This window comes from Burkholderia torrens (assembly GCF_984668525.1).
Window position 1 is genome coordinate 1224170 of sequence record NZ_OZ480213.1, and the last position, 22939, is coordinate 1247108.

Annotated in this window: 18 protein-coding genes; 7 read left to right on the forward strand and 11 right to left on the reverse strand. The window is 67.1% G+C overall.

The window, feature by feature from the left end; translation table 11 throughout:
* Positions 1-14 precede the first annotated feature (14 nt).
* The 4 genes from AC5LXX_RS35775 to AC5LXX_RS35790 all read right to left on the reverse strand — a co-directional run bounded on the left by AC5LXX_RS35775 (position 15) and on the right by AC5LXX_RS35790 (position 5162).
* The gene (locus tag AC5LXX_RS35775; RefSeq protein WP_493413865.1) at positions 15-791 is read right to left on the reverse strand and encodes a hypothetical protein; all 777 of its coding nucleotides are present in this window, start codon (positions 789-791) and stop codon (positions 15-17) included.
* Between the two features lie 248 nt (positions 792-1039).
* Positions 1040-1582 carry a hypothetical protein gene (locus tag AC5LXX_RS35780; protein WP_493413866.1) on the reverse strand — a complete coding sequence of 181 codons (543 nt, stop codon included), beginning with the start codon at positions 1580-1582 and terminating at the stop codon, positions 1040-1042.
* A 419-nt stretch (positions 1583-2001) separates the two neighbouring features.
* On the reverse strand, positions 2002-3987 hold the full coding sequence (locus AC5LXX_RS35785) for a gamma-glutamyltransferase family protein (protein WP_493413867.1): 1986 nt from the start codon (positions 3985-3987) through the stop codon (positions 2002-2004).
* A 218-nt stretch (positions 3988-4205) separates the two neighbouring features.
* Positions 4206-5162, reverse strand: coding sequence for a LysR family transcriptional regulator (locus AC5LXX_RS35790; RefSeq protein WP_493413868.1), 957 nt, complete (start codon positions 5160-5162; stop codon positions 4206-4208).
* A 102-nt stretch (positions 5163-5264) separates the two neighbouring features.
* Here AC5LXX_RS35790 and AC5LXX_RS35795 point away from each other — a divergent pair, with 102 nt between their 5' ends.
* From AC5LXX_RS35795 to AC5LXX_RS35805, 3 genes are all read left to right on the forward strand, one after another.
* Positions 5265-6389, forward strand: coding sequence for an aryl-sulfate sulfotransferase (locus AC5LXX_RS35795; RefSeq protein WP_493413869.1), 1125 nt, complete (start codon positions 5265-5267; stop codon positions 6387-6389).
* 58 nt (positions 6390-6447) lie between these two features.
* Positions 6448-7803 (forward strand): uracil-xanthine permease family protein, encoded by a 1356-nt coding sequence (locus tag AC5LXX_RS35800; RefSeq protein ID WP_493413870.1) that lies wholly within the window; start codon positions 6448-6450, stop codon positions 7801-7803.
* 246 nt (positions 7804-8049) lie between these two features.
* Positions 8050-8988: a site-specific integrase gene (locus AC5LXX_RS35805; protein ID WP_493413871.1), complete on the forward strand. Its 939-nt coding sequence runs from the start codon at positions 8050-8052 to the stop codon at positions 8986-8988.
* A 27-nt stretch (positions 8989-9015) separates the two neighbouring features.
* Here AC5LXX_RS35805 and AC5LXX_RS35810 read toward each other — a convergent pair whose 3' ends face one another.
* From AC5LXX_RS35810 to AC5LXX_RS35820, 3 genes are all read right to left on the reverse strand, one after another.
* Positions 9016-9495 carry an RES family NAD+ phosphorylase gene (locus AC5LXX_RS35810; protein WP_493413872.1) on the reverse strand — a complete coding sequence of 160 codons (480 nt, stop codon included), beginning with the start codon at positions 9493-9495 and terminating at the stop codon, positions 9016-9018.
* On the reverse strand, positions 9492-9947 hold the full coding sequence (locus tag AC5LXX_RS35815; protein ID WP_031403156.1) for an Xre family toxin-antitoxin system antitoxin: 456 nt from the start codon (positions 9945-9947) through the stop codon (positions 9492-9494). The genes AC5LXX_RS35810 and AC5LXX_RS35815 overlap by 4 nt, the downstream gene beginning before the upstream one ends.
* A 556-nt stretch (positions 9948-10503) precedes the next feature.
* A complete protein-coding gene (locus AC5LXX_RS35820; protein WP_493413873.1) occupies positions 10504-11145 on the reverse strand; it encodes an HD domain-containing protein in 642 nt (213 codons plus the stop codon).
* 214 nt (positions 11146-11359) lie between these two features.
* Here AC5LXX_RS35820 and AC5LXX_RS35825 point away from each other — a divergent pair, with 214 nt between their 5' ends.
* From AC5LXX_RS35825 to AC5LXX_RS35835, 3 genes are all read left to right on the forward strand, one after another.
* A complete protein-coding gene (locus AC5LXX_RS35825; protein ID WP_493413874.1) occupies positions 11360-12325 on the forward strand; it encodes a GlxA family transcriptional regulator in 966 nt (321 codons plus the stop codon).
* A 328-nt stretch (positions 12326-12653) separates the two neighbouring features.
* Entirely contained in the window at positions 12654-12965 is a 312-nt protein-coding gene (locus tag AC5LXX_RS35830; protein ID WP_493413875.1) for a DUF4148 domain-containing protein, read from the forward strand.
* A 288-nt stretch (positions 12966-13253) separates the two neighbouring features.
* Positions 13254-13967 carry a dienelactone hydrolase family protein gene (locus AC5LXX_RS35835; protein WP_493413876.1) on the forward strand — a complete coding sequence of 238 codons (714 nt, stop codon included), beginning with the start codon at positions 13254-13256 and terminating at the stop codon, positions 13965-13967.
* Positions 13968-14100: 133 nt separating this feature from the next.
* Here the strand turns inward: AC5LXX_RS35835 and AC5LXX_RS35840 are convergent, their stop codons facing one another.
* The 4 genes from AC5LXX_RS35840 to AC5LXX_RS35855 form a co-directional block, all read right to left on the reverse strand.
* The gene (locus AC5LXX_RS35840) at positions 14101-15627 is read right to left on the reverse strand and encodes an efflux transporter outer membrane subunit (protein WP_493413877.1); all 1527 of its coding nucleotides are present in this window, start codon (positions 15625-15627) and stop codon (positions 14101-14103) included.
* 2 nt (positions 15628-15629) lie between these two features.
* Entirely contained in the window at positions 15630-18821 is a 3192-nt protein-coding gene (locus tag AC5LXX_RS35845) for an efflux RND transporter permease subunit (RefSeq protein ID WP_493413878.1), read from the reverse strand.
* A gap of 15 nt (positions 18822-18836) precedes the next feature.
* Positions 18837-20075: an efflux RND transporter periplasmic adaptor subunit gene (locus tag AC5LXX_RS35850; protein ID WP_493413879.1), complete on the reverse strand. Its 1239-nt coding sequence runs from the start codon at positions 20073-20075 to the stop codon at positions 18837-18839.
* 230 nt (positions 20076-20305) lie between these two features.
* Entirely contained in the window at positions 20306-21187 is an 882-nt protein-coding gene (locus AC5LXX_RS35855; protein ID WP_493413880.1) for a LysR family transcriptional regulator, read from the reverse strand.
* Between the two features lie 182 nt (positions 21188-21369).
* On the opposite strand from AC5LXX_RS35855, the gene AC5LXX_RS35860 reads away from it, so the two are divergent.
* The gene (locus AC5LXX_RS35860; protein ID WP_493413881.1) at positions 21370-22764 is read left to right on the forward strand and encodes an AraC family transcriptional regulator; all 1395 of its coding nucleotides are present in this window, start codon (positions 21370-21372) and stop codon (positions 22762-22764) included.
* The last annotated feature ends 175 nt before the right edge of the window (positions 22765-22939 follow it).

Sequence of the window (22939 nt, forward strand, 5' to 3'; positions counted from 1 at the left end):
TCGGCTGCATGCGGTCACTCGCCGCGCGGGACGGGCGGCGGTGCGAAGCCGTTGTCGTTGCCGGGGAACGGATTCGCGTTGCGGCGCAGTGCCTCCTCGTCGTTCTCCTTCTGCGCGAACAGCGCAACGCCGATCACGCCGACATTCGCAGCATCGCCGTACTTCGAGTTCGCGACGTAGCTGTCGGGCACGGCTGCAAAGCGGAACGCGGCGACTTCGTCGCGGCTCTTGCGAAAGCCCTCGATCGTCAGCGTGCGGCCCGGATACAGCACGTAGCCGCCGTTCGTATAGCTGCCCGGCCGGCCCGACAGCACGTCGAGCCCGTCGACCGTCGACACGACCTCGAACGTGCGGCGCCCCTGGTTGCGCAGCACGATGATGTAGCGCGAACCCTCGACACCCGCCATGTGCCAGCGACCGTTGCTGCGCGCGAGACGCAGCGGTGCGCCCTTTTCGTCCGTGAACGACAGCGCGATGTCGCCATTGGCGAGCGCGACGCGGGTCGGCAGCCGGCGCACCTGAGAGGCCGGAGGATGTCCAGGCAGCGCATCGTTGTAGTAGACCGACGCGAGATCGGTCGGCTTCGCCGGATCCGCGCGTTCGAACTCGACCTGGCGGGTTTCGGATCGCACCGACTCGCCCCACGCGGTACCGAGCCCGCGGCGTTCGCTGGCGTCCGGTGCGGCGGCGGACGCGGCGGTACTGGCGGACGGCGGGGGCGGGGGCGGCGCCGCGCAGGCGGCCAGCCAGAGCGCGCAGGCGAGCGCGAGAAGACGGAACAGGATGGTCATGACGTGATGCCTCGGAATGTTATCGGACCGCGCCGGGCCGGCCGGAGCGGTGTTTTGGTGTCGTCTGTCGTCACGATGTCGATCGGACATGTTGCCTTGGTTCGGCGGCCCGCCATTCCGGCGGCCCCGCAACCGGGAGCCCCGCTATTTAAGCATGGCGGGCGGGCAATGGGCAGGGGCCGCGCGCGCCAACAAAAAAAGCCCGGCCCGCATCAATGCGGGCCGGGCCTTGACGAAATGCGTGCTGCTTACAGCGCGCCGCCTTGTGCCGACGCCGAACCCTTCACGCCGACCGATGCGCCGCCCTGCACTGCGTTCGTCGTGCCTTCGAGCGCCTCGCCGGCCTTCGCCTTCGCGCCGCCTGCAACATCGCCTGCCGTCGACATCGCGCCTTGCGCGTGGCTCTTCGCCGAACCCGCGACGTGCTTCACGTGCGACTTCGTCGAGTGGACGGCCGATGCCGCCGCATCCTTCGCCGTGCCCGCTGCCGAACCGACTGCCTGCGTCGCGCCGCCGACCGCATTGCCGGCTGCCGAGCCGACGCCGCCAACCGTCTTGCCGACACCGCTCAGCGCGCCGCCGACGACGTTGCCTGCGCCCGAACCCGAGCCCGCCGCATCCGCGCCGGCACCAGCCTGCACGCCCACGCCGCCGCCGAGCAGCGGCGTCTGGACCTGTGCGCCGACGCCGGCAGAACCCTGTGCGCCGGTCTGGGCCGTCTGTGCAAATGCAGCCGAAGTGGCCATCGCCGTCAGAGCGGCACCCAGCAGAATCGTACGAATCTTGTTCATGGTCATTCTCCAAAGACGTTGTTGCTGCGGGCCGCCTTCGTGCGGCTTGTCGCATGCCTTGCCGCGAAGTGCGGCAGGTGGAGCTAATGTAGCCGCGCCGATGCGCAAAACGATTGAATTGCGGGGACTGTTACTTCGGTTGCAAATGCTGACGATTGACTCACACTGTTTGACAATCGGGGGCTTGCGGCGGGACGGCCAACGTATTTGCCGGCGAACGGGTGCGGGTGCGCCGCGATGGCGATTCGCCTGATCGTCGCGTATCGGAAGATCCGGCAGGCGAATCCGCCGGCTGAGAAGTCGAGCGCTTTCATCAGCATCCCGAAGGATACGCGTTGCGTGGCCGTCCATGCGACCTCGCCATGAAACACGGCCCCGACTGCCTGTCGGCAGATCGGGGCCGTGCGTGTTCCTCCCGATTACGGCCGGAACGTATCGCCGAGCACGACGCCTTCGCGGCGCGGATCGGTGCCGCCCTGCAACGCCGGCGACTGGCCGACCGTCACGCGCATCACCGTATTGACGCCGCTCGCCTGCGCGGACGTCGACACCTTGTGCCCGAGCGCGAGCAGCCCCGTGATCAGCGGATCGTTCGCCCCGTTGTTCGCCGTATTGACGTTCGGATGCTCGCCGCCGATCGTGGTCGTCGGGCTGTTGCTCGCGCCGAAATCGACGAGCCCCGCGGACTGCTGCGCATCGAGCCCCCAGTCGAGCGCGCCGACGAGCGTCTTGACCACGTATTGCGGAATCGTCCCGCCGCCCGGCGAACCGGTCGCCATCACGAAGTCGCCGCGCGAGCCGTCGGGAGCCTGCCCGAACACGATCGTCGGCGCCATCGAGCTGCGCGGCCGCTTGCCCGGCTGCAGCCGGTTGGCCACCGGATTGCCGGACGTGTCGACCGGGTTCGCGGAGAAGTCGGTCAGCTGGTTGTTCAGCAGGAAGCCGTTGGTCATGTGGAACGAGCCCATGCTCGACTCGACCGTCGTCGTCGCGCTCAGCACGTTGCCGTCGCCGTCGACGATCGTGAACTGGTTCGTGCCATGCTCGATCAGCGTCGTGTCGACACCGAGCGGCACCGCGCCGAGGTTGCCGGGCTGCGCGGTGCCCATGCTCCTGGTCGTGTCGATCAGCGCCGCGCGCGATTTCAGGTACGGCTTGTTCAGCAGCGTGTCCCACGTGCCGCCCGGCAGCGGCACGAAATCCGTATCGGCCACGTACTTGTCGCGGTCGGCATAGGCGAGCCGCTCGGCTTCGGTGACGAGGTGCACGCCCGCGACGGTCGGCTTGCCGCCTTCGAGATCGATCGCGGTCGGCTTCAGCGGCTTCAGGTCGAAGTTTTCGAGAATGCCGAGCGCCGACGCGACCGCGATGCCGCCGGACGACGGCGGCGGCATCCCGCACACCCAGTAGCTGCGATAGGTCGTGCACACGGGTTCGCGACGCTTCGCCCGATACGCGGCGAGATCCGCGACGGTCGTCTTGCCCGGCGTGAGCGTCGAGCCGTCTGCGCCCTTCGTCACCGCGATCTTCGCGACGATGTCCTGCGCGATCTGCCCGGTGTACAGCGCATTCGCGCCCGATTGCGCCATCAGCGTCAGCGTATGCGCGTACGCGGGATTCTTCAGCACGGTGCCGAGCGTCTTCGGCGAACCGTCGGCGTTCAGGAAGTACGCGGCGGCCTCGGGGTCGCGCTTCAGGTTCGTGGCGTTCGCCGCGATCGCGTCGGCGAGCCGGCCGCCGATCGGGAAGCCGTTGGTCGCGAGCGTGATCGCATCGCCGAACAGGTTCTGCCACGGCAGGCGGCCGTGATCCTGCTGCAGCGCCTCGATGAGCCGCGGCACGCCGATCGTGCCGATAGAGCGGCCGCTCGCGCGCGCGTTCGGTAGCGGCGCCGAATGGTCGGTCGTGTCGTCGACGTAGCGCAGGTAGTTCTCCGTCGCGGCGGCCGGTGCGGTTTCGCGGCCATCGTAAGCCTGCAGCGTCTTGCCGCGCGCATCGTAGTAGAGCAGCACGCCGCCCGATCCGAGGCCCGTCGCCTCGGGCACCGTCAGACCGAGCACGGCCTGCACGGCAACGGCCGCATCGGCGGCCGTGCCGCCTTTCTTCAGCACCGCGCAGCCGGCTGCACTCGCGTACGCATTCGACGTGGCCACCAGGTAGGTCTTGGCATAGACGGGCTTCATTCCGGTGCGATAGCCCGACGACGCTTCCGGCAGCGACGGATCGCCCGGCTGGTTCGAACCGACCACGACCGTCGCGCCGCTGTTGTCGACCGCGAGGCAGCTCGCGTCGGTGGAAGGTGTCGTGGCGGGGCCCGCGTCGTGCTCGACGTCGCCGCCGCATGCGGTCAGCAGCGCAGCCGCGAGCAACATGGATGCATACGGAAAAATCGCTGTTCTGTTCATTGTCTGTCGATGTTCTTCTGGCTCGTTGCGATGGGCATCACGCTGCCTGCGCCCCCCTCGGTGCACGGGCAACGCGTTCGATAGTCCCATGAACAAAATTTCTTCCGCAACAGGGAAGTGACGTCATACAGCCGGACGTTGCGTGCGCGACGTCGCCCAGTCGGTCTGCGGGTTCGCTTGTTGCACCGCATCGCAATCGAACCGTGCGACCGGCCTCGCTATCTTGCCGTCCGGCGCCGCTTGCCGGACGCCTTGCCGCCAGGCGCGAAGCCGTGCTCCATCGCCTCGATCGCCTCGGAAAAGAACGCCAGAAACATCGTCGTCGCGACAGTCGCGCTCATGTCCGCGCGCTGGTAGATACAGCTGAACGAACGCGCGCCCGCATCGGCGAGCGGCGTCCACGCGAGCCGGCCGGCGGCGACGTCGTCCGCGACGTTCTCGGCGATCAGGAAGCCGACGCCCGCGCCCTCGGCCGCGAGACGCCGCACCATCGACACCGAGGCCGTCTCGACCAGCGGCCGCGCGATGCGCGGCTGTCGCGCATCGATCTGGTCGAACATCGCGCGCAGTTCCGTGTCGGGCGTCATCAGGATCAGCGGATGGGCGAAGCAATCGCGCATCCGCACCTTGCCGCCGGACGACGCCAGCGGATGACCCGGTGCCGTGACGACCCCCAGCGGCTGCGCGAATGTACGCACTTCGACGACGCCCGCTGCCGTGCGCCGGCGCAGCGCATAACCGATGTCGACCTCGCCCGTCTCGACCCAGCGCACGATGCTCTCGCCGTTCCCCGAGCGCACGCTGTACGTGACGCCCGGGTAGCGCTGCATCGCGGCGAGGATCGCATCGGGCACGAGCTTCTCGGCCGTCGATGCGGGCACGGCCAGGTTCACGTGCCCGCGCCGCAGCGCGCGTAAGTCCTCGACCTGCGTCAGCGCGTTGTCGAAGTCGCGCTGGCCGCGCCGCACGGCGGCGATCACGATCTCGCCGGCAAGCGTCAGCTGCATGCCGCGCGGCAACCGGTCGAACAGCGGCACGCCGACCTGCTCCTCGAGATTGCGGATCTGCTGGTGCACCGCCGCGGCGGTCAGGTGCAGCGCGTCGGCCGCCTTGCGAATCGAGCCGCGCCGTGCGACTTCGTCGAAACAGCGGAATGTCTGCGATATCGAACGCATGAAGGGTCCGTTAGATTTTTCCGAACAAGCCGTCAAGAATAATCCGATTTTACTGACCGGACGAATCGTCTAGATTCCGCTGCATCCCCGTATCCGATTCGAATGGAGACCGCAGTGACGACCGTCGACCAGATTACCCAGCGGCGCCGCGGCGTCGGCCTCATCGCCCACGATCCCGCGCTGTCCGCAGGCGGCTACACGCTCATCGCGCCGCAGACGGCCGACGGCAACGTCTATCTCGTCGGCATCGACGGCGAGGTCGTCCATCAATGGAAGATGCCCGTGCGCCCCGGCCGCCACGCGGTCATCCTCGCAAACGGCAATCTCGGCTACAACGGCAATCATCCGCACTCCGAATCGCGCTACGCGCCGTGGTCGATGTGGCACGGCGGCGACTTCTACGAGGTCACGCCGCAAGGCGAGACGGTGTGGCGCTACGAGGATCCCGCGCATCACCACGATGCGCAGTGGCTGCCGAACGGCAACCTGCTCTACGCCGCGTGCGAACCGGTCGATGCCGCGTTCGCGCAGCGCGTGCCGGGCGGTACGGCGCATGGCGACGACGAGGTGATGGTTGCGGACGTGATCCGCGAAGTGAACCGCGCCGGACAGATCGTGTGGGAATGGCACGCGCGCGAACACCTGCGGCCCGAGGATTATCCGATCGCGGCAGGCTTCGGCCGCTATCACTGGCCGCTCGTCAACGGTCTCGCGGTCGACGCGAACGGCCGCGTGCTGATGAGCCTGCGCACGACGTCGGGGATCATCGGCGTGAACCGCGAAACCGGTCGCGTCGACCTGCGGATCGGGCCGGACGTCGTGTCGCACCAGCATGCGCCGGTGCCGCTCGCGAACGGCAACATCCTCGCGTTCGACAACGGTAATTTCCGCCATGGCGCGCACGTCGCGTTCTCGCGCGTCGTCGAGATCGATCCCGCGACGCAGCGCGTCGTCTGGTCGTATTCGGACGACGTCGTGAACCTGTTCTATACACCGTTCATGGGCAACGCGCAGCGCTTGCCGAACGGCAACACGCACGTCACCGAATCGTCGACGGGCCGGCTGTTCGAAGTGACGCCGGCCGGCGAAGTCGTGTGGGAGTACGTCATTCCGTGGTTCGCCGAATACCCGGACGAAGCCGCACGCAAGACCGGCCCCGGCCAGCTGAACAGCGTGTTCCAGACGTTCCGCTACAGCGCCGCGCAACTGCCCTGGCTGCGGACCTGACGCACCGTTCGCCACTGCATTCCAGTCATCGTCGCCGTTCGCTTCCGAGGGGCCTGCCGTGTCGCACGATCCGATCTCCCCGCCCGTCGATGCCCGGCTGCCCGCGTGGCAGCTCGCGCTGTTCGGGCTGCAGCACGTGCTGTCGATGGCCGCGTCGCCGATCACGGCCGTCTTCCTCATCGCGAAAGTCCTCGCGCTGCCGGCCGACCTGACGGTCCAGCTGATCGGCGCGACGTTCTTCGCGTGCGGCATCGGCACGCTGGTGCAATCGCTCGGCGCCGGCCCGATCGGCGCGCGCCTGCCGTTCGTGATGGTGCCCGGCGGCGCACCGACGATGCTGTTCGCAGGCATCGCCGCGCAGTCTGGCCTGCCGACCGCCGCCGGCGCGGCGTTGCTCGCCAGCGCGTTCTACTGGGTACTGCTGCCCGTGTTCACGCGCTGCCTGCACCTCTTTCCACGCATCGTCGTCGGCGCGATGCTGTTGCTCGTGTCGATCAACCTGATCCGGATCTACGCGACGATCGTCGTCGGCCAACCCGGCTCGGCCGACTTTGCGCAGCCGCGCGCGCTGGGCCTCGCGCTCGCGACAGTTGTCGCCACCGTCGTCGTCGCAGGCGCGTTCCGCGGCACGCTCGGCCGCCTCGCGGTGCTGATCGGGTTGATGGCCGGCGCGACGCTCGGCTGGGCACTCGACGCGACGCCGGCGCTCGCCGACGTGTGGCACGGTCCGTGGTTCGCGCATCCGGCGTGGCTGCCGTTCGGGATGCCGCGCTTCGACGTGCTGGCCGCGCTGCCGTTGCTGATCTTCACCGCGATCTCGATGGCCGAGGCCACCGCGCAGACGGTTGCGGTCGGCGAAACGTGCGGCAAGGCGGTCTCGCTGACGCGCGACGTGCCGAAGACGATACGCGGCGATGCGCTGGCGTCGCTGGCCGGCGCGCTGTTCGGCACGCCGCTGATCGTGACCAGTGCCGAGAACATCGGCGTCGTGCAGACGACCGGCGTACGTTCGCGCTACGTGACGGCCGCCGCCGGCGCGATCCTGATCGTCATCGCGCTGTTCGCGCCGCTCGCGCGGCTCGCGTATGCGATTCCAGCGGCCGTGGTCGGCGGCACCGCGCTGGTCGTGTTTGCGATGATCGGCGTGATGGGCATCCGATTGCTCGCCAGCGTCGACCTGCAGGCGCGCGCCAACCAGTACACGCTCGCGGCCGCGCTGGTGGTCGGCCTCGCGCCGATCCTGGTGCCGAACCTGTATCGCCATTTCGGTGCGCCCGTGCAGATCGTGCTCGGCAACGGCATGGCGGCCGGCACGCTCGCGGCCATCGCCACGCAACTGGCATTCAACGCGCTCGCGCGGCTGAGCGGACAGACGCGGGCGGGCGTGACGCCGGCATCGTCAAGCGACGCGTAACGGCGCGCGAGCGGGCAGCGCGGGCACTCGATCCAGCCGGCACGTGCGTCTCCTCGGCGCCGCCCCGGCTTCAGGTCTTCCGGTCCCGATCTCCGCGCCGCCGTGCCCGTGCCCGTGCGCGCAAAGCGGCCGGCCTGGCCGTGCACGATGAACAACGACGGTATCGACGAGACGCGTATCGCGCACTGAAACGCCAGCGGCATCGGGACGATTGCCCGCGTCACCGTGTCCGGCTATAAATCGTGGATGGACACGAATCGGTGGATTCACGACCCCGTCGGCGCGTTTCGCACGTGGCAGGAAACCGTCGCGACCGGTGCCGGCCGCCGGCCGTTCGCGCCGCGCTCGGTCGTGCAGCACGTCGCGATGTTCGAGCGATTCCTCCGCCACCTGATCGCACACCGTGTGTCGCTGGCCACGTTCGGGCCCGACCACGTCGCGGCCTTCCTGGCAGAACTCGACCGTACCTGCGCACCCGGCACGTCGACGCGCGTGCGCTATGCGAAGCTGATCGACCGGCTGGGCCGGCATCTGGTCGACACCGGTGTGCGGACGATCCACCCGGCCGGCCGAACGACGCGCGATCTCGCCTGGCCGGACGGCGAACCGGAGCCGTGCTACCTGCCGCCCGACGCCGACGCTGCGCTGCAGCGCCATGTCCAGCCTCGAGCGGACGACTCGCCCACCGACTGCAGGAATCGCGCGATCGTCGCGCTGCTGCTTGCGAGCGGCATCACGTCGGCCGAGATTCGTGCGATGCGCTGCGACGCGCCCGATCTCGACGCGCAACCGCCGGCGTTGTCCGTGCCGCGCGACCGTGCGCGACCGGCACGCCGGATCGAACTTGCCGGGTTCGCGCGGGCACCGCTCGCCGCATGGCGCGCACGTTCGGCGGATGCGGCGGCATCGACGTTGCTGTTCCCCGCACCACGCGGCGGTGGCACGATGAACGACATGTTCCTGCTGCTGGTGGTGCGTGACGCGCTGACCGCGATCGGCTTCCATGCGGCGGACATGAGCCCGCGCGTGTTGCGCAACACGTATGCGCGCCGGCAGTTGCTCGCCGGCCATGCGCATGCCGAGGTCAGTGCGATGCTCGGTCTCGTCAGCACGCGAACGGTCACGCGCATCCGGCAGACGCTGCCGCCGGCATCGGCCGCGGATCGTGCTGCGCACGAGCGCTGAACAGCGCGCCCGTTCCCTTCTTGTTCGCTATGCGCCTGGCTTCGACTGCACCAGGCGCAGGATCCGCGTGTCGTACGGTGATTGCATGACTTCCGCGATGCGGATGTCGGACGCGGCCGGATGCAGCGGATTCAGCAGAAAGTTGTGCGCGTGCGGCACGACGACGCTCGGCACGCGCAGTAGCGCGCTCGGCTGCGTGTGCAGCCATTCGGTGCCGGCGCTGCGGGTCCAGTCGACGTTCGTTTGCCAGTCGTCCGGTGCGTCGCCTTCCGCGATTTCGGCGACATCCACCGACTCGGGCACGTCGATCCGCAGCAACTGGTAGCCGCTCGGCAATTGCGCAACGGTGGCGATTTCGAAATGAACGAGCGTCTCGAGCAGCGCAAGCGCGGGATGTTCGGCGAGATACACGACGGGCTGCCCGGCAAAATGCCAGCGGCCGCCGGCCCGCAACCCGCCGATGCCTTTCAGATCGGCGTAATTGCTGATCCGCCACAGCGTCGTCAAGCGAAGTACCCCTCGTCGATCTGCGTGAGGACTTCTTCGACGAGCCGCGCGCCGTGCTCGGTGCTCGCCATGTCGAGCGACGTGCGGCCGCCGAAGCGCTGCAGCCCGTTGCGCAGCCACGCCATCGCCTTGTCCTGGTCGCCGAACGTGGCCGTCGCCTGCGCGACGATGCGCGCGAGGCGGATCGCCTTATCGGATTCCTCCGGCGACAGGCGTTCGTGCGCCTGGCGACGATGGCTCAGCGTGCGGCGCGGAATGATGAAGGCCAGCTCGTCCGATTTCAGCCCGCGCTCCGACAGCCGGTCGATCACCGACACGTCGACGCGCGCGCTCGCCAGCTCGGCGAGATCGGCGCCCGAACGGACACGGATCGCCAGTAGCTGCTCGAGAATCGTGAATTCGGCCTGACGCGGATGCGCGACACCCGAAGGATGAAAAGCAATAGTGCTCATGACCTCTCTCCGGCAATTTGCCCAATCATTATAGGCGTTTTGCCGGACACTTGCGGACGCGGAGTGGAAAGAGCCGTTCCGGCCCATTGGCCAGGGGTTAGCCGAGGGGTCGAATGCTCCCTCCTGTCTGGTAGCCGGTTATGGCGTCCGCGAATCGAAGATTCGCCGCGAAGGGGTGTGGCTATCATTCAGTATATAAAATCAACCGAAATGTCTTATGGTTGTCACGTAACAACTCATTTATTGATTCAATTCGCACCACACGGCGCCGCCACTCACCGACCGTCACGACGGACACACATCACCGTTTCCTCGTACCGGACGCGCATCCGGCAGGGCAATGCCCGCACTCCCATAGGCGGCTACCCTGCCACCTGCAACGCAGCCTGCGCCGCAACGCCCGGTTAATTTCGCGTCGACCGCCCAGCCTCCCCAACGCTGCTGCGATGCCCACCCCATAAGCCGGATCGGTTTCCTGAATACTGAGTGAATCGCGATTCGCGTTGGACGCACGACCCCGTTCAGTACCGGGAACCGTGTGCGATGCCGGGGGCAATCAGCCGGCCCACGCGGACGACCGGATCACGCTACAGAAATTGCCGGCATGGAAATGCGGATCCTTGTCCGCGATCACGTCGGCCTTCACGTTGCCAAATGTCGTATCCGGCTTGTGCTTGATCCCGTCATAGAACGCCTGAATGATGTCTTCCTTGAAGTGCGGCGTCCGCGGATGCGCACGCACGATGGCCTCACGCTCGACGTCGCTGTATTCCGGATACGTGAGGCCCAGTACATCCATCTCGACGCCCGCGGTGACGAGCGCGATCACCGGATGCATGTGCTGTGGAATGCCGGGCGTGGTGTGCAGCGCGATCGAGGTCCACACGACGTCGATATCCTGCTGCGAGATGCCCTTGCCTTTCAGGAAATCGCGGGCGGCATTGGCGCCGTCCACTTCGAAGCGCTCGCATGCGCTGCTGTGCTTGTGCGTGAGCCCCATGTCGTGAAACATGCAGCCGCAGTAGAGCAGCTCGGGATCGTACGTGAGCCCGCGACGCCGGCCTGCCAGCGCCGCGAAATAGTAGACACGGCTCGAATGATGAAACAGCAGCGGCGACGCGGTATCGCGAACAAGCTCCGTGATCTCGCGCGTCATCTGGCTATCGGGAAGGGTGATGCCTGCAACGTTCTCAGTCATGATCGACCTCCTTGAAAATACCCCTGATTCTCCGGAGCCCGATAGTCGTCCTCAATAGACGTATCACGTCAAATCCTGCCATTTCGCGCGACGGACGGACACGATGCCCACGTGTCCGAAAAGACAGCGCAAACAGCCTCCGACACCGCGCCCGATGCGCCATCGGTACCTCTATACTGCTACGCGTCACGTTCGCCACAGCACGCATCCGATCATGCCGAAGGTCGTGGGAATTTTTGCCGTTCCGGGCGTTCAACTGCTCGATGTCTCCGCACCGCTCGACGTGTTCGCGCAGGCGAACGCCGAATGCGGGAAGCCGTTCTATACGTTGCGGATCATCGCGAGCGAATCCGGTCCGATCCGCAGTTCGTCCGGTGCACAGCTGCTGCCCGACTGGATCGTTCCCGACATCCCGGAGCGCATCGACACGCTGCTGGTTGCCGGCGCGCCGAGCGCGGGCCGCGTCACGCCGCGCACCGATGTCCTCGCGTGGCTCCGATCGGCGGCCGTGCAAAGCAAACGCTACGGCTCGATCTGCACCGGCGCGTTCATCCTCGCCGCCACCGGCCTGCTGAAAGGGCGCCACCTGACCACGCACTGGGCCGCCGCCGATGCGCTGGCCGATGCCTATCCGTCGCTCACCGTCGATGCCGATGCGCTGTACGTGCGCGACGGCAAGCTGCGTACGGGCGCCGGCGTCACGGCCGGGCTCGATCTCGCGCTCGCGCTGGTCGAGGAGGATCTCGGCCGCGAAATCGCACGGCGTGTCGCCGCGCAACTGGTGATGTTCTTCAAGCGTCCGGGCGGTCAGCTCCAGTTCAGCCGCAAGGGCGAGGCGCGCCCCGCCGGACGCTCCGTACTGCAGGAGGTACAGCGCTGGATCGCGGCGAATCCGGAGCTCGAGCATTCGGTGGCCGACCTGGCGAAGCATGCGGGCATGAGCCCGCGCCACTTCGCACGGCTGTTCCGGGCGGAAGTCGGCATGACGCCGGCCATGTGGGTCGAGGCGACCCGCATCTCGGCGGCCCGCCAGTTGCTCGAGAACGGCCACGACACGCCGAAGCAGGTCGCCGCGAAATGCGGCTTCGCGAATGTCGATACACTCAGGCGGTCGTTCACCCGGCACGTCGGGATCACGCCGGCCGAGTACCGGAAACGACAGGCGGTGCCTGTCGAGTGATCCGGCAACGCATCGACGATGCCGACCGCGTCATTCATATATTTCGGAATGCGATGTAATTGAGCGTCGCACGGAGGCAGGCGGTGCGGTGGCATCACGCCGCGTCGGGCCGGATCAGAAGTCCTCACCAGCGCGTACCGATAGGCCGGCAAGCCGTCCGCCTTGCCCGCAATCGTCAGACGAACCCGCCGCTCACGCGGATCGTATACCCAGTTGCAATAATGATTCACTGGAACGCGTATTTCCGATCGGTAACGCGATCGCTACGATGCAATCAACCGCTGAACGCAACGAGCGAAGCGAGAAATCAATGAAACCGGAGGTCACCATGAAGTCGTTCATCACCGCTGTCGTCGCCGCAACCGCCCTGTCCGCCTCGTACGGCGCATTCGCCCAATCGAACCCGTCGGGCCAGCTGACGCGCGCCCAGGTCCGTGCGGAACTCGTCCAGCTCGAACAGGCCGGCTACAAGCCCGAAGTCTCCGATCAGTATTACCCGCGCGCACTGCAAACCGCCCAGGCTCGCGTGACGAACGCCGATGAAGCCGGCTACGGCGCACAAGCTGCCGCAGGCGCGCGTGCCGGCCGCGCGGTTGCGGTCAAGCAGGAAGGCCGCGACTCGATCTATTTCGGCCAGTAAGCCGCACCCGCGCCCGCGTATTCCGATACGCGCCGCTCCCGCAACACCCCGCTCCCGTTCATCGGGGCGGGGTGTTTGCTTTTCTGTCTCCCACTCCGTGCGCCGATCGCATGCGGTGCAGCACCGTTCACGCAGACAGCCGGTGTTTGCGCATAGAATGGCCGCGTGGTCGGCGCCGGCCGACTCGAACGCGAGCGGAACCGCGGCGCCCGGCATGCCCGATCGTCGTCGTGCCCGCTGGCCGGCCCGATGCCGCACTCAGCGCATTTTTCGAAAAGGAGCGGTTTCATGTCACAAACATCCGGTTCCATGATCACGTTTCGCCGCCCGGACGGCCAGGAACTGCAGGGCTATCTCGCCACGCCGGCAAAGACCGAAGGCGCACCTGCCGTCGTCGTCATCCAGGAATGGTGGGGGCTGAACGACCAGATCCGCGGCGTCGCGGATCGTCTCGCGCGCTGCGGCTACTTCGCACTCGTGCCCGACCTGTATCGCGGCAAGTCGACGGTCGAGGAAGAAGAAGCGCATCACCTGATGACCGGCCTCGATTTCGGCGATGCCGCATCGCAGGACATTCCCGGCGCCGTCACGTATCTGAAGACGCTGGCCTCGCGTGTCGCAATCACGGGCTACTGCATGGGCGGTGCGCTCACGCTGCTGTCGCTGCAGTACGCCGATGCGGACGCGGGCGTCACGTGGTACGGCTTCCCGCCGCTCGACTACATCGATCCCGCGAAGCTCAAGGTGCCGCTGCTGGGCCACTGGGGCACACAGGATGCATTCTTCGCGATCGACCAGGTCGACGCGCTGGAAAAGAAGCTGACCGATGCGAAGGTCGGTTTCGAATTCCATCGCTATCTCGCGCATCACGCGTTCGCGAACGAAACGGCTGTCGGCCCCGGCCGCATCGCGGGCACTCAGTTCGATCCGGTGTGGTCGCAGATCGCGTGGGATCGCACGCTCACGTTCCTCGGCCGCACGCTGTGGACGAAGCAGGGCTGACGTAGCGTCGCTTTTCTCCCGGATAGCACCGCAACAGAAAACGCCACGGGCTTTCGTCCGTGGCGTTTCCGTTTCCGCGTACAGCCGGGTTGTAAGGACAAGCGCGCCAAGTCGCGCCCATCCTTCGTTGCGCTTACCCGTTCGTCGCCGACGCCGCCGCCGGAGCGGCCGCCTTGTCGTAGTCGACCGGTGCATCCGGCGCACGCGGCGTTTCGCCGGCACGCTGGATCCAGCCACCGCCCAGCGCGCGATACAGGTCGACCAGATTCGTCCAGCGCGCCAGACGTGCGCTGATCAGCGTCTGCTGTGCCGAGTACAGGTCCGTCTGCGCGGTCAGCACCGACAGGTAACTGTCGACGCCGTTCTTGTAGCGCAGGTCCGACAGGTCGAAACGTCGCTGCTGCGCGTGCTCGTTGCGCTCCAGCGCCGCGATCTGCTGGTCGTACGTGCCGCGTGCGGCCAGGCCGTCCGATACTTCGCGGAACGCCGACTGGATCGCCTTCTCGTAGTTGGCGATCTCGATGCGCTTCTGCACGTGCGCGAGATCGAGGTTCGCGATGTTCTGCCCGCCTTCGAAGATCGGCAGCGCGATGCTCGGCGCGAACGACCATGCCGCCGTGCCGGCCTTGAACAGGCCGCCCAGCGTCGGGCTCGCGGTGCCGAACGCACCCGTCAGCGAGATTCGCGGGAAGAACGCCGCACGGGCCGCACCGATGTTCGCGTTCGCGGCCAGCAGCGTCTGCTCGGCCTGCATCACGTCCGGGCGGCGCGTCAGCAAGTCCGACGGCAATCCGGCCGGCACGTCCGTCAACAGGTTCTGCGCGTCGAGCGGCATGCCCGCCGGCAGATCGTCCGGCAGCGGCTCGCCGATCAGCAGCACCAGCGCGTTCAGCGCCTGCGCGCGGGCACGGGCCTGCGCCTGCTGGTTCGCGAGCGCCGTCTCGACCACCGTCTGCGCCTGGCGCAGTTCGAGCTCGGAGCCCGTACCGTTGTCGAATTGCAGCTTGGTCAGGTCGTACGACGCCTGCGCGGTTTTCAGCGTGTCCTCCGTGACCTTCAACAGGTCGTCGGTCGACAGCAGCGTCAGGTATTGATCGGCCACCTGCGACACCAGCGAGATCTCCGACGCCTGCCGCGCGTACGACGTCGACAGGTACTGCGCGAGCGCCTGGTCCTTCAGGCTCTGCACCCGGCCGAACAGGTCGAGCTCCCACGATGCGGACAGCCCGACGTTGTAGGTGCGCGAGATCAGCGGCGCCCTTGTCGTCGACACACCGGCCGGCAGACGCTGGATGTTGCCCGTGCCCGTACCGTCGAGCGTCGGGAACAGGCCCGCACGCGTGATCTGGTACTGCGCGCGCGCCGCCTCGATGTTCAGCACCGACACGCGTAGGTCGCGGTTGTTCTTCAGCGCGATCTCGATCAGCCGCTGCAGGCGCGGATCGACGAAGAATTCGCGCCAGCCGATGGCGGTCGCCGCCTGGCCGTTCGCGCTGCGCGCGCCGGCAGCGCCCGGCTGCGTCGCATAGACGCCGCCGGCCGGGTACGCCTGCGCGACGGGTGCATCGGGCCGCTTGTAATGCGGCGCCATCGTGCAGCCCGCGGCGAACAGCGCGGCAGCCAGTGCCGCCACCGTTGCAGTCAAAGCATGTTTTTGCATCGTTACTGCCCCTTCGAATCGTGTGCGTCGCCGTGACCGCGCTGCAGGTCGCCCTGCACGAGGCGCCATGCGTCGTCGACGTTTTCCGTCTCGCCGCTGAAGATCGCGCGAACCCGCACGAAGAACATCGGGATCATGAAGATCGCGAGGAACGTCGCCGTGATCATCCCGCCGATCACGCCGGTACCGATCGCGTGCTGGCTGGCCGAACCCGCGCCGTTGCTGATCGCGAGCGGCAGCACGCCGAGCATGAACGCGAGCGACGTCATCAGGATCGGACGCAGCCGCAGGCGCGCCGCCTCGATCGCCGCACGCACCGGCCCCATGTTCCCCTGCGCCTGCAACTCGCGCGCAAACTCGACGATCAGGATCGCGTTCTTCGCGGACAAGCCCACGGTGGTCAGCAGGCCGACCTGGAAGAACACGTCGTTCTCGAGGCCGCGCAACATCGTCGCGAGCAGCGCGCCGACCACGCCGAGCGGCACGACCATGATCACCGAGAACGGGATCGACCAGCTTTCATACAGTGCTGCCAGACACAGGAACACGACGAGGATCGAGATCGCATACAGGACCGGCGCCTGCGAACCGGACTGGATTTCCTGGAACGACAGGCCCGTCCACGAGTAGCCGATGCCTTCCGGCAGCTTGCTCGCGAGCGCTTCCATCGCGGCCATCGCCTGGCCGGTCGACTTGCCCTCCGCGGCCTGGCCCTGGATCTCGATCGACGACACGCCGTTGTAGCGTTCGAGCTTCGGCGAGCCGTAGATCCAGTGGCCGGTCGAGAACGCGCTGAACGGCACCATCCCGCCCGAACTGTTGCGCACGTACCAGATGTTCATGTCTTCCGGCGTCATCCGGAACGGCGCGTCCGACTGTACGTACACCTTCTTGATCCGGCCGTCGGTATCGAGGAAGTTGTTCACGTACTGCGACGCCCACGCGATCGAGAACGTCTGGTCGATCGCCGCGGCCGTCACGCCGAGCGCGTTCGCCTTCTCGCGATCGATGTCGACCTTGTACTGCGGCGTGTCGTTCAGGCCGTTCGGACGCACGAGCGCGAGCGCGGGATCCTTCGCTGCCATCCCGAGCAACTGGCCGCGCGCGGCCATCAACGCCTCGTGGCCGAGACCGGCGTTGTCCGTCAGCTCGAAGTCGAAGCCGGCGGCCGTGCCGAGTTCGGGAATCGACGGCGGGTTGAACGGGATCACCATCGCGTCCTTGTACGTCGAATAGTGCGCGAAGGTCCGGCCGATCAGCGCCTGCACCTTCTGGTCCGAACGCTGGCGATGCTCGTACGGTTTCAGCTTCACGAACACGAGGCCCGCGTTCTGGCCGCGGCCCGCAAAGCTGAAGCCGTTGACCGTGAACACCGAGTCGACCACATCCTTCTCCGCGGTCGTCAGGTACGTGTTGATGTTGTCGAGCGTCTTGCCGGTCGTCTCTTGCGTGGAGCCTGACGGCGTCTGCACGATCATGAACATGTAGCCCTGGTCTTCATCGGGCAGGAACGACTTCGGCAACCGCGCGAACATCACGCCGACCGCGAGGAACACGGCCAGGTAGATCACGAGCCAGCGGCCCGAGCGCTTGATCACGTGGTTCACGCCACTCGTGTAGCGATCGCGGCTGCGATCGAACGTCCGGTTGAACCAGCCGAAGAAACCCTTCTTCTCTTCGTGATGCCCCTTCTCGATCGGCTTCAGGATCGTCGCGCACAGTGCCGGCGTCAGGATCAACGCGACGAGCACCGACAGCACCATCGCCGACACGATCGTCAGCGAGAACTGACGATATATCGCGCCGACCGAGCCGCCGGAGAACGCCACCGGCACGAACACCGCCGACAGCACGAGCGCCACGCCGACGAGCGCGCCGGTGATCTGGCCCATCGCCTTGCGGGTCGCCTCCTTCGGCGACAGCCCCTCCTCCGCCATCACGCGCTCGACGTTCTCGACCACAACGATCGCATCGTCGACCAGCAGGCCGATCGCGAGCACGAGACCGAACATCGACAGTGTGTTGATCGAGAACCCAACGATGCCCATGATTGCAAACGTACCGAGCAGCACGACCGGCACCGCGATCGTCGGGATGATCGTCGCCCGCAGGTTCTGCAGGAACAGATACATCACGAGGAACACGAGCACGATGCCCTCGATCAGCGTCTTGACCACTTCCTCGATCGACAGGCGCACGAACGGCGTCGTGTCGTACGGGTAGTGGACGACCAGACCGTGCGGGAAGTACTTCGACAGCTCGTCGATCTTGGCCCGCAGCGCCGTCGCGGTCGCCAGCGCGTTCGCACCGGTCGCGAGCTGGATACCGAGACCGGCCGTCGGCTGCCCCATGTACTTCGTGTCGAACGTGTAGTTCTCCGAACCCAGTGCCGCGCGGCCGACGTCCTTCAGCCGGACCTGCGAGCCGTCCTGGTTGACCTTCAGCAGGATGTTGCCGAACTGCTCGGGCGTGCGCAGCAACGTCGATTCGGTGATCGTCGCCTGCAGCATCGTGCCCGGCTTCGCTGGCGTGCCGCCGATCTGGCCGCCCGCGATCTGCACGTTCTGCTGCGTGATCGCAGTCGATACGTCGATCGGCGTGAGGCCGTAGTTGGTCAGGCGGGTCGGGTCGAGCCAGATCCGCATCGAGAACTGCGAACCGAGCAGCAGCGTCTGGCCGACGCCGTTCACGCGGCTCAGCGGATCGAGCACGTGCGAGGCCACGTAGTTCGTCAGGTCCTCCTTCGACATCCTGCCGTCCTCGGAGTTGAACGCGAACCACATCAGCCAGTTGCTGCTCGACTTCGTGACCTGCATGCCGAGCTGCTGCACGACCTGCGGCAGGTTCGGTGTCGCGAGCGACAGCTTGTTCTGCACCTGCACCTGCGCGACGTCCGGATTCGTGCCCGGCGAGAAGGTCAGCGTGATCGTCGCGTTGCCCGAATCGTCGCTCGTCGACGACATGTACAGGAAGTTGTCGAGACCGCTCATCTGCTGCTCGATCACCTGCGTCACCGTGTCTTCCACCGTCTTCGCGGAAGCGCCCGGATAGTTCGCCTGGATCTGGATCGTCGGCGGCGCGATCGTCGGATACTGCGCGATCGGCATCTTGAAGATCGATGCGACGCCGGCCAGCATCAGCACGATCGCGATCACCCACGCGAAGATCGGGCGATCGATAAAGAACTTGGCCATGAAACGGACTCCCGGTTATTGCGCGGCCGACGCGGCGGCCGAACTCGCAGCAGCATTGGCGGCGGTACTCGCCGGCGCGGCGTTTGCCGGTGTAGCGGACGCGGCATCCGGCGCCGGTGCGAGCTGCGCCCCGACGGTCTTCACGGTCGCACCCGGACGCACCTTGTCGACGCCCTGGACGATCACGTGATCGCCCGCTTGCAGACCGCCTTCGACGATCCAGTCCTGACCGTACGTACCGGTCGTCGTCAACGGACGCGTCTCGACCTTGTTGGCCGCGTTCACGACCAGCGCAATCGCCTGCCCCTTCTGGTCATGCGTGACGCCGATCTGCGGCACCAGGAATGCGTTCTCGTTCACGCCTTCCTCGATCCGTGCGCGCACGAACATCCCCGGCAGCAGCACGCGGCCCGGGTTCGGGAACACCGCGCGGATCGTCACCGAGCCGGTGGTCTGGTCGACCGTCACGTCCGAGAACTGCAGCTTGCCCGCTTCCGAGTAGGTCTTGCCGTCTTCCAGGATCAGCGACACCTTCGCCGCGCCCGGGCCGCTCGTCTTCAGGCGGCCGCTCTGCACGTCCTGGCGCAGCTTCAAACCATCGAGGCTCGACTGCGTGAGGTCCACGTACACCGGATCGAGCTGCTGCACGGTCGACATCAGCGTCGCCTGGCTCGCCTGCACGTACGCGCCCGGCGTCACTTGCGAGATGCCGACGCGGCCCGTGATCGGCGAGACGACATCGGTGTAGCCGAGGTTGATCTGCGCGGTGTCGACCGCCGCCTTGCCGGCCGCGACGTCCGCCGCGGCTTGCCCTTGCGTGGCCACTGCGTTGTCGTAGTCCTGCTTGCTGACCGCGTTCGCGGCGACCAGCACCTTGTAGCGCGCGACCAGCGCGTTCTGCGTGACGAGGTTCGCCTGCGCACGTGCAAGCGTCGCCTTCGCGCTATTCAGTGCGGCGACATATGGTGCCGGGTCGATCTTGTAGAGGCGCTGGCCGGCCTTGACGTCGGTGCCTTCGGTGAATTCCCGGCGCAGCACGATGCCGTCGACCCGTGCGCGGACCTGCGCGACGAGGAACGCACTGGTGCGGCCCGGCAGTTCGGTCACGGCCGGCACGGCTTGCGGCTGAACGGTGACGACGCCGACTTCCGGCGTTGGCGGCGGCGGTGCCGATTCTTTTTTCCCGCACGCGGCCAGGAAAACGGCAGCCGTTGCGGCAGTGATTAAGCGGTATGGAACCCGTTCGACGCGCATGGAGCGACCTCTCACAAATAGACGACCTTCAATGGGAATCACCAGATCTCCTCACGGCCTGCATGCGCGAACGGAATGCTGTCGCTTCCGGTCCGTCATCCATGCGGGCGCTTGCTTCGGGTGTACGTTGCACCCTGCGGAGCGTCCGTTTGCCGAACTGCTTCCGTAAAAAGGAACGGCGAGCCCGCGGCCCCGGCCGGCTCGCGCTGCCGTGGCGGCTCGCCGGGCCGCTAGCGCGCGGGCCGGAACGCGGCGCCAGCGAATTCGATGAACGCGCGCGCGGCAGCCGGCAAGTGCGCGGCACGCGTATGCGCGAGCCTCAGCGTGACGGGCGCGAGCGGGCGGACCGGCGCGATACGCACCAGCGTGCCGGCCGCCAGATCGGCGTCGACGAGATATGCGGGCAGCACGGCCGCACCCATGCCGGCTACAACCAGCCGTCGTGCCATCTCGAGATGACCGACGCCCGCATTGCCGGGCACCGTGTCCGGTCGAATCGCGGCCGCAGGATCGTCGTCGGCCGCCGGCAGTTCGAGCCGGACGGTCGCGAGGTCCGGCCAGTCGCCCGATGCCGCCGCGCCGCCATGTGCGGCGACGTAACCCGGTGCCGCGACGCGCACGGATTCGTACGCCGCCAGCGTATGCAGCGCGTGCGCACCGGACACCGGCATGCCGTCGGTCAGGAACGCGACGTCGATGTCTTCGGCGGTCAGGTCGACGTGCGCATCGGTCAGCGTCACGGTCGGCCGCACGTCCGGAAACAGGTGCACGAAGCGATCGAGCAACGCACTCAACTGGCTGAGCCCGAACGCGACCGGCGCGGCCACGCGCAACGCGCCTTCCGGCTTGCTGCCCATTGCGACGAAACGGCCGTCGATCTCGTCGATCGCACCGAGAATCCGCTCGACACGCGCGAGATACAGCTCGCCGATTTCCGTCAGCGACTGATGGCTCGTGCTGCGTTGAAGCAGGCGCGCACCGAGACGCGTCTCGAGCGCATCGACCAGCCTGCTCGCCATCGCTGTCGACACACGCAGCCGCGTCGCCGCCCGGCGAAACCCGCCTTCCCTTGCCACCGTCACGAATGCCCGAATCGATTGAAGTTGGTCCATTTGTCCGGATTCCCCTGCGCGGACGGCTGCCGTTCCATCGGTGCCCGCCGTCGCGTCACGGTCGATCTGCATCGGCCCGGCCAATGCGGCGGCGCCGACGCCGGCCACGCCGGGTCGGTCGGTACGCTCGCGACGGGCGCGCGCCGGCATGCAACGGACGCAAGCCGGCCTCGGCTGGCCCGATGCACGATCATTCGATAGCAGTCCTGAGTCTTTGCCAGCGGTTCTCGACGGCGACACACGCGGCGGCGACCGCGCATCATGCGACGGTCTTGTCCGCGTCACCCGAACGCGCTGGAACACATTTCTTTCAGCAGGTGCAATGGTATGAAAACCGCCGGACATTGGCTTGCCCGATCCTGCGATTGTTTTGCCTTAATTTCCGAATTTGTGCGCTGCACACCATGCCATGGCGGGTGATGCGACCGCCGACCGTGCAGGTCCGGATGATCGGGCTAATTTCCGACAGGTTTAGGCAATCCCGCACGCGCAAGTGGCCGTACGATGTGACCGCCGAGCCGGCGCCCCTGCCTTCACCACGACGGCGAACCGCAGCCGCGCACCTCGCCTCGCTCACTCAGCCCCGCTCACGCAACATGGAAATCGACGTCCGAACGCCACCGCAACCGCGCACCTCGCCCGATCACGCCCCCCGGTCGCCGGCGCGGCTGCATGCGGCCCGGCTCGCGGCGCTGATCGCCGCGTACGCGCCGCACGACGGTTCGTTCGACCTCCCGGTGCGCGGCATGCGCATCTCGCGTGCGTCCGTCGCGCCGCCGCAGTGGAACCACGGCGTGCATCACGCGTGCCTGAGCATCGTCGGGCAAGGTGCGAAGTCGATGCGGGTCGGCGACGACGCCTACGCGATCGACGAAGCGCGGATGCTGGTCACGACGGCCGACGTGCCCGTCACCGGCCGCGTGACACGCGCGGACCCGGCCGAGCCGTTCCTCTATGCGCAGCTCGAACTCGATCCGGTGCGCATCGCGGCGCTCACGCCAGTTGTCTTTCCGCGCGGACTGCCGAAAGCCGTCGACTACGGCGCGCTCGACACGCTCGACGCAACGCCCGAAATCGTCGACGCCGTCGCGCGGCTGATGCAACTGATCGCGCAACCCGACGACCTCGACCTGATCGCACCGCTGATCGTCGACGAAATCCTGATCCGGCTGCTGCGCGGCCCGTCGGGCGCGCGCGTCGCACAAGTCGGCGAGGCCGGCTCCACGACGCAGCGCATCTCGCGCGCGGTCGCGTGGATTCGCGACCATTACCTCGATCCGATGACGGTCGACTCGCTCGCGCGACAGGTCGGCATGAGCCCGTCGACCTTCCATCATCACTTCCGTGCGGTCACGTCGATGAGCCCGTTGCAATGTCAGAAGGTGCTGCGGCTGCAGGAGGCGCGCCGCCTGATGTGCCTGTCGGCGATGGACGCGCGGCAGGCGTGCCGCAGCGTAGGCTACGTGAGCGCGTCGCAGTTCAGCCGCGAATACGCGCGACTGTTCGGCGATGCGCCCGGCCGCGACGTCGCGAGGCTGCGCGGCGAAGCGGTGCCGCTGTCGCGCGTCGCGCCCTGAATGGGGTCGCACACGGCGAGGCTGCTTGCCATGAGCTCGATCGCAGAGCCAGGCCACGCCGCCACGCGTCGAACCAACGATGTTCGATATCGAAAGCGAGCGTTTTCATAAGGGCGCGCCGGTTGCACGGGCAACGTTTCCCGGGCCGGGCGTGCCCCCGTGTGTCGACATCCGT

What these genes read in the sequence shown, in the direction of transcription:
- AC5LXX_RS35830 (WP_493413875.1), top strand. Translation starts at nt 12,654, where the DNA reads ATGAAGTCGTTCATCACCGCTGTCGTCGCCGCAACCGCCCTGTCCGCC.
- AC5LXX_RS35820 (WP_493413873.1), bottom strand. Translation starts at nt 11,145, where the DNA reads ATGACTGAGAACGTTGCAGGCATCACCCTTCCCGATAGCCAGATGACG.
- AC5LXX_RS35840 (WP_493413877.1), bottom strand. Translation starts at nt 15,627, where the DNA reads ATGCAAAAACATGCTTTGACTGCAACGGTGGCGGCACTGGCTGCCGCG.
- AC5LXX_RS35805 (WP_493413871.1), top strand. Translation starts at nt 8,050, where the DNA reads ATGGACACGAATCGGTGGATTCACGACCCCGTCGGCGCGTTTCGCACG.
- AC5LXX_RS35815 (WP_031403156.1), bottom strand. Translation starts at nt 9,947, where the DNA reads ATGAGCACTATTGCTTTTCATCCTTCGGGTGTCGCGCATCCGCGTCAG.
- AC5LXX_RS35790 (WP_493413868.1), bottom strand. Translation starts at nt 5,162, where the DNA reads ATGCGTTCGATATCGCAGACATTCCGCTGTTTCGACGAAGTCGCACGG.
- AC5LXX_RS35775 (WP_493413865.1), bottom strand. Translation starts at nt 791, where the DNA reads ATGACCATCCTGTTCCGTCTTCTCGCGCTCGCCTGCGCGCTCTGGCTG.
- AC5LXX_RS35860 (WP_493413881.1), top strand. Translation starts at nt 21,370, where the DNA reads ATGCACGATCATTCGATAGCAGTCCTGAGTCTTTGCCAGCGGTTCTCG.
- AC5LXX_RS35835 (WP_493413876.1), top strand. Translation starts at nt 13,254, where the DNA reads ATGTCACAAACATCCGGTTCCATGATCACGTTTCGCCGCCCGGACGGC.
- AC5LXX_RS35780 (WP_493413866.1), bottom strand. Translation starts at nt 1,582, where the DNA reads ATGAACAAGATTCGTACGATTCTGCTGGGTGCCGCTCTGACGGCGATG.
- AC5LXX_RS35795 (WP_493413869.1), top strand. Translation starts at nt 5,265, where the DNA reads ATGGAGACCGCAGTGACGACCGTCGACCAGATTACCCAGCGGCGCCGC.
- AC5LXX_RS35845 (WP_493413878.1), bottom strand. Translation starts at nt 18,821, where the DNA reads ATGGCCAAGTTCTTTATCGATCGCCCGATCTTCGCGTGGGTGATCGCG.
- AC5LXX_RS35855 (WP_493413880.1), bottom strand. Translation starts at nt 21,187, where the DNA reads ATGGACCAACTTCAATCGATTCGGGCATTCGTGACGGTGGCAAGGGAA.
- AC5LXX_RS35825 (WP_493413874.1), top strand. Translation starts at nt 11,360, where the DNA reads ATGCCGAAGGTCGTGGGAATTTTTGCCGTTCCGGGCGTTCAACTGCTC.
- AC5LXX_RS35785 (WP_493413867.1), bottom strand. Translation starts at nt 3,987, where the DNA reads ATGAACAGAACAGCGATTTTTCCGTATGCATCCATGTTGCTCGCGGCT.
- AC5LXX_RS35850 (WP_493413879.1), bottom strand. Translation starts at nt 20,075, where the DNA reads ATGCGCGTCGAACGGGTTCCATACCGCTTAATCACTGCCGCAACGGCT.